General features: G+C 69.3%; 9 protein-coding genes and 1 pseudogene. 9 read left to right on the forward strand and 1 reads right to left on the reverse strand.

Going from position 1 to position 10394, the window contains the following annotated elements:
* From WBA11_RS00685 to WBA11_RS00725, 9 genes and pseudogenes are all read left to right on the forward strand, one after another.
* Nucleotides 1–351 (forward strand): annotated as a pseudogene (locus WBA11_RS00685) (hypothetical protein); the annotation flags it as partial.
* Nucleotides 352–369: 18 nt separating this feature from the next.
* Nucleotides 370–1251, forward strand: coding sequence for a peptidyl-prolyl cis-trans isomerase (locus tag WBA11_RS00690; RefSeq protein WP_424518810.1), 882 nt, complete (start codon nt 370–372; stop codon nt 1249–1251).
* 43 nt (nt 1252–1294) lie between these two features.
* The gene (locus tag WBA11_RS00695; RefSeq protein ID WP_424518811.1) at nt 1295–2647 is read left to right on the forward strand and encodes a peptidylprolyl isomerase; all 1353 of its coding nucleotides are present in this window, start codon (nt 1295–1297) and stop codon (nt 2645–2647) included.
* A gap of 320 nt (nt 2648–2967) precedes the next feature.
* Nucleotides 2968–3954, forward strand: coding sequence for an AAA family ATPase (locus WBA11_RS00700; RefSeq protein WP_424518812.1), 987 nt, complete (start codon nt 2968–2970; stop codon nt 3952–3954).
* A gap of 298 nt (nt 3955–4252) precedes the next feature.
* Complete coding sequence (locus WBA11_RS00705) at nt 4253–5479, forward strand: aminotransferase class V-fold PLP-dependent enzyme (RefSeq protein WP_424518813.1); 1227 nt, start codon at nt 4253–4255, stop codon at nt 5477–5479.
* A 273-nt stretch (nt 5480–5752) separates the two neighbouring features.
* Nucleotides 5753–5908: a hypothetical protein gene (locus WBA11_RS00710; protein WP_424518814.1), complete on the forward strand. Its 156-nt coding sequence runs from the start codon at nt 5753–5755 to the stop codon at nt 5906–5908.
* Between the two features lie 8 nt (nt 5909–5916).
* On the forward strand, nt 5917–6690 hold the full coding sequence (locus tag WBA11_RS00715) for a sigma-70 family RNA polymerase sigma factor (RefSeq protein ID WP_424518815.1): 774 nt from the start codon (nt 5917–5919) through the stop codon (nt 6688–6690).
* Between the two features lie 205 nt (nt 6691–6895).
* A complete protein-coding gene (locus WBA11_RS00720) occupies nt 6896–7198 on the forward strand; it encodes an energy transducer TonB (protein ID WP_424518816.1) in 303 nt (100 codons plus the stop codon).
* Between the two features lie 230 nt (nt 7199–7428).
* Nucleotides 7429–9501: a peptidyl-prolyl cis-trans isomerase gene (locus WBA11_RS00725; protein ID WP_424518817.1), complete on the forward strand. Its 2073-nt coding sequence runs from the start codon at nt 7429–7431 to the stop codon at nt 9499–9501.
* Between the two features lie 30 nt (nt 9502–9531).
* Here WBA11_RS00725 and WBA11_RS00730 read toward each other — a convergent pair.
* On the reverse strand, nt 9532–10394 hold an 863-nt coding region (locus WBA11_RS00730), incomplete at its 5' end, for an AMP-binding protein (RefSeq protein ID WP_424518818.1).

Genomic DNA, 10394 nt, shown 5'->3' on the forward strand with positions numbered 1-10394 from the left:
ATGCGCCCCGACGTGGTCCGCCTCGACACCGTCTACGTGGCCGACTCGACGGGCAGCGCGCTCGACGCCGTGCTCGACCTCGAGGCCGGCGAGCGGACCGGCGTCACGATGGAGCGCGGTCGCCGCACGGTCTACGTCTACGACGCCCTCGAGGCACCCCGCGCCAAGACCTTCGCCGAGGCCCGCGCCGAGTTGATCACGGGCTACCAGGAGCAGGTCGAGGAAGAGTGGGAAGAGCGGCTCCGCGAGCGGTACGGCGCGGAGGTCTACCCCGAGCGTGTCCCCGCCGTCTCGTCCGTGGTCCAGCCCACCGAGGTCGACGGCCGACCGACGGTCATCGGCGGTCAATAGCGAGCCACCGGCGCCGCCATGACCCGAGGCCTCCTCCTGTTCGCGCTCACCCTCACCGCTTGCGGCGACGCCGAGCCGGCCGTCCTCGAGGGCGACGTCGTCGCGCGTGTCGGAGACGCCGTCTTGACGGAGTCCGACCTCGAGGACGCGATCGGCAGTGCGCCATCGGGCCTCGACAGCCTGACGGCACGGTCGCACGTCGTGGAGCAGTGGGTCCAGCGCGAGCTGCTCGTCCAGGAGGCCCGCGCCCAGGGTCTCGACCAGGACCCCGGCGTCCAGCGGCTCCTCGACGAGAGCGAGCGGGCCACGCTCGAGGCCGCCGCCTTGGATGCCTACTTCGCCCAGTCGCCCGCTGAACCGACCGAGGCCGACCTCGAGGACTACTACGCGGTCAACGGCGACGCCCTGGCCCTGCGCGAGCCGTACGTCCGGCTCCGGCACCTGCGGATCACGAACGGGCGCGCGACGGAGGCCCGAGACGCCTTGGCTCGAGCGCTGACCTCGGAGTATCCCGACTCGCTGTTCGTCCTGATCGCCCGCGAGTTCACCGATGACCCAGACGGCGCGGTCGCCCTCGCCTCCGAGTACGTCCCAGAGGGCCGGATCCGCGCTCTCGATGAAGCACTCGGATTGAGAGTCGCGTCTCTGCCCGCCGGAGCCCAGGTCGTCGCCGTTCCGGTCGGGGCATCGGTCCACGTGGTCCAGGTCGTCGACCGCGTTCCTGCCGGCACGGTCCCCCCGCTCTCGATGGTCCGCGACGAGCTCTCTGAGCGGATCGCGATCCGAAATCGCCGAGAGGCCGAGGCCCGCTTGCTCCAGCAGCTCCGGTCGGAGGCCCAGGCTCGAGGCCAACTTGAGTTGACCGCGAAACCGATGCCTGGGGCACGCTCGGACTCGTAACTCCGTTCATGGCCCGATTCCTCGTTTGACACCGTTTTTCTGCATGCGCCGATTCCTCGTTCTCCTCGCCTTGGCTGCCACCGTCGGCGTGTCCGCTCAGCCCGTCGTCCCGGGCACGCGCCTGGACGGCATCGCCGCCGTCGTCGGTGAGCAAGTCGTGCTCTACTCCGAGGTCGACGCCCTGGTCGCTCAGACGACCCAGGGCCGTGAGGCGCCACCCGACCTGTGGAGCCGCGCCCTAGACCGGATCGTTGGCCAGAAGGTCATCATCGACCACGCCCGCCGCGACACGACGCTCAACGTCACCGACGACATCGTCCAGCAACGCGTCGATGCCCAAGTGGCCCAGCTCGCGGCCCAGCTCGGTGGCGAGGCGGCGCTCGCTCGCGCCTACGGACGCTCCGTCGAGGACGTCAAGGTCTCCCTCCGCGACGACGTCCGCGACGACCTGCTTCTCCAGCAGTTCCAGGGCCGACGCGTCCGCGAGATCACGATCACGCCCGGCGAGGTCCGCGAGTGGTTCGGCCAGATCCCGACCGACCAGCTTCCGGAGGTCCCGGAGTTGGTACGTGTCGCCCACATCGTCCAGGTCCCCGAGGCCGACGCTCAGGCCAAGGCCGCCGTCCGTGCTCGCGCCGACGCCCTGCGCGACTCGATGGTCGCTGAGCTCGGCACCATCGAGGACCTGGCCAACCTCTACTCTCAGGACCCCGGTAACACGAACCGCGACGGCACCCAGAACGGCGGGCTCTACACGACGCTCCGCCTGGGCGACCTCGAGCCTCGGTTCCGTGCGGCAGCGGCCAACTCCGAGATCGGCGCGTTCTCGCCCGTCTTCGAGACGCCGTTCGGCTACCACGTGATGCGCGTCAACGAGCGCGAGGGCGAGCGGATCTCGTTCAACCACATCCTGCTCCGCATCGAGGCCGGCGAGGCCGAAGGCGTCCAGGCCCAAGAGCGCCTCGAGGTCTTGCGCGACTCGGTCTTGGCCGGCACGCCGTTCGAGGCCATCGCCCGGCGCAACTCGCAGGACCCGCTCTCGGCCCAGCGCGGCGGCTTCGTCGCGGACCCGCAGACGCGGCAGCGCGACTTGCAGATCGACGGCCTCGGCCCGCAGTGGCGCGCGACGCTCGACACCCTCGAGGTCGGCGAGATCTCGATGCCGGGCGAGGTCACGCTCTTGGACGCCGACCAGACCAAGGCCTACCACGTCGTGCTGCTCCAGAAGCGGACGCCGGCCCACACGCTGTCCATCGCGGACGGCTACGCGTTGCTGAGCGGCTACGCGCTCCAGGACAAGCAGAACCTCTTGCTCGAGGAGTGGGTCGAGGACCTCAAGCGCAGCGTCTACGTGGATGTGCGGGCGGAGCGATACCAACCTCTCGCCGCCAACTGACCCGTCCTCGAGGGCGTCCCCATTCGCAAGGCTGTGGTCCCTTGTCTCAGTCCTCCCCTCGGAGGCGGGGATCCAGGACGTGCGGGGCTCCCAGGCTCCGACCACCCCAGCGATCGAGCGTGCTCGGTTCGCCCTCGAGGTCGGTTCATTCGTGAGATCGACCTCGAGGACGCCGCTCTGAACCCCCACCTCCGAGGGGAGGACGACTGGGAGCTCGGCGTTTAGGCCGCCCTCGAGGGCTCGAACGCGAACCGTCCCCAGCGTCGCGGCGTGCTGCGACCTCTGCCCCGTCCGACTCGGCCTCGAGGCCGCCCCGCCCCATGATCGACCCGACAGATCCCGCCGCCGTGCCCGCCCTCGCTGAGGCGTACCGCCGGATCCGCCTCGAGGTCGGGAAGAACGTGATCGGCCAAGATGAAGCCGTCGAAGGGCTGACCGTCGCGCTGCTCGCCCGAGGCCACGCGCTTTTGGTCGGCGTACCCGGCTTGGCGAAGACCCTCTTGGTCCAGACCCTCGCCGACGCCCTCGACCTGTCGTTTAGCCGCGTCCAGTTCACGCCGGACTTGATGCCGGGCGACATCACGGGCACGGAGGTCATCGAGGAGGACCCGGAGACCGGGCGACGGGCGTTCCGGTTCGTCAAGGGGCCGCTGTTCGCCCACGTCGTCCTGGCCGACGAGATCAACCGGACGCCGCCCAAGACGCAGGCCGCGCTCTTGGAGGCGATGCAAGAGGGACGCGTGACGGCGTCGGGCCAGACGTTCGACCTGCCGTCTCCTTTCTTCGTGCTGGCGACCCAGAACCCGATCGAGCAGGAGGGCACGTACCCACTTCCCGAGGCCCAACTCGACCGGTTCATGCTGAACCTGTGGCTCGACTACCCGCCGTTCCAAGACGAGGTCGACGTTGTCAAAGGAACGACCAGCGGTGTCTCGACCTCGATCGAGTCGGTCCTGTCCACGGACGACCTCAAGGCGTTCCAGGCCCTAGTTCGCAACGCCCCCGTCGCCGACCACGTCGTCGAGCACGCCGTGCGTCTGGCCTCGAGGACGCGGCCCGGGCGCGACGGCGCGCCGGACTTCGTGACGCAGTACCTCTCGTACGGTGCAGGACCGCGTGCGAGCCAGTACCTCGTTCTCGGCGCGAAGGCGCTCGCGCTCTTGGACGGCCGGGTGACGCCGTTGGCAGAGGACGTCAACCGGATCGCGGTGCCGGTCCTGCGCCACCGCATCGTGACCAACTTCAACGCTGAGGCGGAGGGCGTCTCGCGCGTCGACGTGATCGAGCGGCTGATCGGGCTTAAGTAGTGACCTCGAGGTCGTCCGCACTGCATCTAGGTAAGGAGGCCTACTCCCAACCCGCCTCGTCTCCAAGGCCAACGTCATTCCCGCGCAGGCGGGACCGCGAAGCGAAGGCGCAGCCAATCCAGAGTATCGACCTCGAGGAGGAACCGACGCACGTTCGGACGTCAGAGCCAGGCGTGAGGGCACGGGGAGCTTCGCACGCCCTGGATCCCCGCCTTCGCGGGGATGACAACTTGTATGTGGTGTCGATCCCGACCTCGAGGACGGCGTACCCTGAACTCTGAATCTCGTATCCGCTCCTGTGCTCGACCTCCGCGACCTCTACGTCCACCCGCCGTCCCCCGCCGTCGAGCTGCGCGCGTTCACGCACGGGCTGATGCCCCGGACCGTGCCCGAGCAGATGGCCGGCTTCTGCACCGACTGGGCCGAGCGCGGCGTCGACGCCTGGAACAGCGTCCCGGACCGCTGGGGCCTGGGCCACCCGACCGGCTGGTGGTCGCTCCCCGGAGACCTGGCCGACACCTATGTCGCCCCAATGCTGGGGGCCGCGCCCGGCACCTGCATCCTGCAGCCCAACGTCCACTGGACCGTCCAGTGCCTGCTCTCGTGCGACGAGCCGTTCGACGACCGAACCGACGTCGTATTCACCGCCGGCGAGTTCCCCTCGGTCCGCCACTCGGTCCAGCGCTGGAACGGCCTGCGCGACGTCCGGCCCGTCGAGGTCGCCCTCGAGGACGGGCGTGTCGACGTCGACGCCGTCCTCGAGGCCGTCACGGACCGGACGGCGTGGGTCATGATCTCCCACGTCGGGTTCGCGACGGGCGCAGTGTTGACCGACGACGAGATCCAGCGCATCGTCGAGGTCGCACACCGACACGGAGCGCTCGTCGCCATCGACGGGTACCACGCGACGGCCTCGATTCCGGTCGAGGTCGAGACGCTGGGCGTGGACGTCTACTTCGGCGGTCTGCTTAAGGAAGCGTCAGGGTCGAGCGGGAACGCGCACCTCTACGTGCGCTCCAGCCTAGACCTCCGTCCTCGACTGGCCGGCTGGTTTGCGGACGCCGACCCGTTCGGATTCTGCGACGAGCCCCAGGACCATCCCATCGTCCGACGCCGGTTCTTAGCCGGTACGACGGCCGTCGCCTCGATGTACCACGCGGTCGAGGGCATGCGCATCCTGCTCGACGCCGGCATCCCGACCGTCCGCCAGGACACATTAGCGAAGGGCGCTCACGCCTTGGACCGCGCCTCAGCGCTCGGCATCGCGGTCCGCTCCCCCCGAGACGACGAGCGCCGGGGCGCCATGATCGTCCTCGAGGTTGAGCACGCGAGCCGGATGGCGCGGTGGCTTAAGACGCAGGACGTCTACGTCGACGCTCGACGCGATGAGGTCGTCCGGTTCGCACCGTTCGTCTGGAACACCGTCGAGGACGTGGACCGGTTGTTCGACGCCCTCGGACGCGCGCTCGAGTCCGGGGAGCACCTCGCCCTCGAGGCCCCGGAGGAAGGTGGCCCGGTCACCTAACGGGCCGGATCTCGGACTCGACGGCGCCGCGCGGGACGCCCCATTCTACCGGGCGCGTTACGGATCCGTACCGTCCGGGTTAAGTGTTTGAACCACGGTGGGGACCGGCCGATACGAGTCGTGATGCGCTCCAAACAGGTTTAATCGGAGCTGAACGGCGCGTTTGCGTTCCAATCAGCGGGGTCGATTCAGGCTCTTTCGAAGCAGACGTGTGCGTGGGCACGCGCTGGCACCGCCCTTGCGGATGGGGCAGGCACACGCCTCTCCACCCTCGTGAACTCCTGGTCTCTCCCCACCGCATCGGCCCTCGGGCTCCTGGCGCTCGTCGCCCGTGAGTCAGAGACGGTCGGCCTGGCGGTGCTGCTCGCAGCCGCAGCCCTCGTGGGCGCCGCGCTCGTGCTCGGAGCGACCCGGACGCGACCCGCCTGACGCCGACCATGACCTCTTCGCTCCAGGACGCCGTCGAGCGGTACGCCGCCGAACGTGACACCGACGGACCCCAGACCGACGCCTACGCCCGCGCCGTCGCCGTCGCCGCGCTCCCCCTCGTTCGCTCGCTCTCGCGACGCATCACGCTCCCCGACCACCCGTTGGCGTCGTACCCCGACCTCGAAAACGCGGGGATGCTGGGGATGCTCCAAGCGCTCAAGAGCTACGACCCGGCCCGCAAGACGCCGTTCGCGTCGTTCGCCTACGGCCGCATCCGCGGCGCCCTGGTCGATTTCCTACGCACGATCGACTGCCTAAGCCGAGACCGCCGGCGCCGCGTCGCCGAGGCCCACAGGACAGCACAGACGCTTCAGCAGGAGCTTGGAGACGAACCGCGCGCGGCCCAGGTCGCAGAACGTCTCGGCGTCACCGTGAGCGCCTACCACCGCCTGCAGAACGACGCCCAGCAGCGGTTCTCGCTTTCCCTCTTCGACGGTCACAACGAGGACCGCCCCTCTCCCATCGACGTCCTGCCCGCCCCCGGCGTCGAGCCGGCCGATGCCCAGGCCGAGCGCGGTTCTCTCTACGCGTTCGTCGAGGCACTCGTTGAGACGCTTCCGGAGCGGGAGCAGAAGATCGTCAACCTCTACTACTTCGAGGGCATGACGCTGCGCGAGATCGCGGGCGAGTTCAGCCTGACCGAGGCTCGGATCTCACAGATCCTGTCGAAGACGCTCAAAACGCTTCGAGGCCAGATGCAGCACCACGCGGTCGCTGCGTAGCCCTCCTCGAGGACGAGACCCCGAGGTCGATTTCCGGCACTCCTCGACCGATCGCCGTCGCACCTTGGGCCTTTCGCCCTCGATGACGTTGCGCCTGGCTCCCCTGTGTTCAATGTTGGTCGCGGGCTGCTCGGCCCCGGCAGTCGCTCCCGAGCGCGAGGACTTTGGGCCTCCCTGTCAGGACGCCGTGTTTTCAGAGTTGACGATGCCAGTCGTCCTCGAGGACGCCGCCGACCAGTACGTCGCTGGTGGGACGGACGCGCTCAATGCCAACGTCGACTATCCCCGAGAGGCGCGTCGAAACGGCATCCAGGGAACGGTCGTGGTGGTCGCCGTCGTGAGTTCATCGGGCAAAGTGTTCTGCACGGCGGCCAGCCAGCCTGTCCACTCGCTCCTCGATGCTGCCGCGCGACGTGCGGTTTGGCGAACATCCTTCGTCCCGCTCGAGGTCGACGGGCAGGCTGTGACCTACGACATCCGCGTTTCAATCTCGTTCCGGCTCGGGTAAGCGGACCAGCGGCCGAGGTGCGTCTTCGAGGCCGAACACCATGCTGCGCCCGCCGCGGCGTCGAGGTCGGGACGCGGGCTCCTCTGATTTTTCCCCCAGGAGCCCCCCTGTCCTCCCCGTATCTTCGCGGCCATCCGAGTCGGCGCGAGCGCGTCGGCTCGTTGTGGTTTGGGAGCTCCGTTCGGGGGCTCGGCCACGACAAAAGACTGACACCGCGGAGGCGGACTGACATGGCTGGAATGATGAACAACATCCGTGAGCGCGCCGGCGGCGTCATGGTCGGCGTGCTCGTGGTCGCCTTCGGCGGCCTGTGGGCGCTCCAGGACTCGGGCGCGTTCGACAACGTGGGCCGCGGCCCCGACGCCCGGATCATCGGCCGCGTCGATGGCGAGATCATCGAGGGCGAGCTGTTCCAGCGGGCCGTCGACCAGCAGCTCGACGCGTACCAGGCCCAGGGCCTCGAGGTCACGGGCTCGCTCCAGCGCCAGATCGAGAGCCAGGTGTTCGACAGCTTCGTCGACAACGCGATCGTCGAGCGCGAGATGGACCGGTTCGGCGTCGAGGTGACCGACGACGAGGTGTTCGCGCTCATCACCGGCGACGACCCGGACCCGCTGATCGCGCAGGTCTTCCCGGACGGGAACGGCGGCGTCGACCGGGCCGCGTTGCAGCAGGTCGTCGAGGACCCGCAGTTCGGCGAGCAGCTCCAGGCCATCGAGGAGCAGGTCCGGCGCAACCGCCGCCAGGCCAAGTTGGCCGCACTCGTGACCGCGACGGCTCGCGTCACGCCGGGCGAGGTCGAGGCCGAGTTTATCCGCCAGAACCGCCAGGCGACCGCCCAGTTCGTCGCGCTCCGCTACGCCGACGTCCCGGACGACCAGGTCGAGGTGACCGACCGCGACCTGCAGACCTACTACCGCGACAACGAGAGCGACTACGACCGGCCTGAGTCCTACACTCTCGAGTACGTCGCCTTCGACAAGACCCCGACCGCCGACGACTCGACGCGCGCCACCGACGAGCTCGAAGGGTTCATCGAGGGCTTCCGCTCGGCACCGAACGCCGTCTCGTACGCGCGCCGCAACTCGTTCGGCGCGGCCGTCGACCCCGAGTTCGTCGGGGCTGGCAATCTTCCAGCGGAGCTCGCGACGGCCGTCTTTGCCAACCTCGAGGAGGGGAACGTCGTCGGTCCGGTCGTGGCCGGTGACCAGGCCATCCTGGCCCGCGTGATGGGCGTCCGCGACGGTGACGAAACGTCGCTCAAGGCTCGTCACATTTTGCTACCCGAGGGCGCGGAAGAAGTCGCCGAGCAGCTCAAGCGTCGCATCGAGGCCGGAGCGATCTCCTTCGAGGACGCGGCCCGTCAGCAGTCGATGGACGAGAGCAACAAGGCCCGAGGTGGCGACCTCGGGTGGTTCAGCCGCGGCCGCATGGTCTCCGAGTTCGAGGACGCCGCGTTCTCCGCTCCGATCGGACAGGTCGTCGGGCCGGTCGAGTCCCAGTTCGGCCAGCACCTGATCCTGGTCGAGGCCCGGTCATCCCAAGAGGTCGAGCTCGTCCAGATCTCGCGCCCCGTCGAGGCCGACTTCGCTCGCGTCGTCGAGCAGGCCCAGGACTTCCAGGCGTTTATCGAGTTGGAGGGCCGCGACTTCACGGAGGAGGCCCAGGAGCGGGGCATCGCCCCGACCGAGATCCAGGTGACCGAGGACGGCCAGCTCCCCGGCCTCGATGTCGGGCGGGACTTTTTCCGCTTTTTGGCTCGCTCGAGCGAAGGGCGGGTTTCGGAGCCGCTGGACGCCGGGACGAGCTTTATCGTCGCCCGCCTGATCGAGAGGAACGAGGCCGGTCCGGCCCCCTTTGCGGAGGTCGAGAACCAGGTTCGTAGCGCCGTCATGCTGGAGCGCAAGCGCGAGGTCCAGACCGCCGCCCTCGAGGCCGCTCTCGAAAGCGCCGGCTCCCTCTCGGCGCTCGCGTCGGCCGTTGGCACCGAGGTCGTCGAGGCGTCGGAGCTCCTCATGAGCCGCCCCGTCCTCCCCGGCTTCGGCTTGGAGCCGACCGCCGTCGGCGCGGCGTTCGGGCTTCGTCCGGGACAGCGGAGCGGCGTCATCGAGGGCGACCAGTCCGCGTTCGTGGTTCGTACGACGGCTCTCCGTGGCGCGACGCCGGGGGAGTTGACTGCCGAAGTTCGCGAGTCTCTCGAGGCGGAGTTGCTCCAGCGGAAGCGCCAGCGCGTGCTCCAGGCCTGGCTCGCCGGCCTGCGCGAAGAGGTCGACATCGAGGACTACCGCACCGACCTGTTGTAGCCAGCGGGTCGTCCTCGAGGACGACTGTCGCTACTCCGAACGTTCCCCCGTCCGGCGCTCCGCTTCTCGCGTGAGCGCCGGGCGGTCCGGCTTTAGACCCTCCGCTCCGCCCCACTCGTAGGCGACGATGGGCACCATAAAGCTCGGCAGCGTCGCTCTCACGTCCTCGAGGCATGTCCTGAGAAAGGTCGAGGCGTCGCGGGTCGGATCTACATCCTCGAGGCGGACGAAAGCCGCGGGCCGGTGCCCGAACTCGAGGTCGGGCACGGGGACGACGACGGCCTCGAGGACGCCGTCGAGAGCCGAGAGCGCGGCCTCGATGGGCTCGGGGTGGACGTTCTCGCCGCCCGAGACGAACTGCAGGTCGCGGCGACCGGTCACGATCAGTCGGCCCTCGGCGTCGAACCGACCGATATCGCCGGTCGGGTGCCACTCGGGCGCCGGGAGGATCTCGCCCTCGAAGACGCGGCCGACGTAGCGCGTGGGGCCGCCGACCTCGATCTCGCCGTCGTCGGAGATTCGAACGTCGCGGTGGGGAAGCGGGGCGCCGGACGTGGCGAGATCCGACCTCGAGGGCGGAAGGCGCGTCGCCGTCACGGTCGAGGTCATCTCGGTCAACCCGTAGGAGACGACGGCGGGGACGCCGGCCTCGAGGGCGCGGTCGATGAGCGCGGCGGGCATGGCGCTGCCACCGAGCAGGACGGCGTGGAGGCTGGACAGGTCGGCGTCTGCGTCCAAGAGTCGCTGGAGCTGCGTCGACACGAACGAGGCGTGAGTCGGCCGGAAGCGCTCGACGCGCTCCGCGGCGGGCGCCGACCTCGAAGGCACGGCCATCGTCGCGCCGGCCAGGACGCAGCGCATCACGATCCCCAGCCCGCCGACGTGGTAGAGCG

The sequence above is a fragment of the Rubrivirga sp. genome, assembly GCF_049648075.1.
Taxonomy (GTDB): Bacteria; Bacteroidota; Rhodothermia; order Rhodothermales; family Rubricoccaceae; genus Rubrivirga.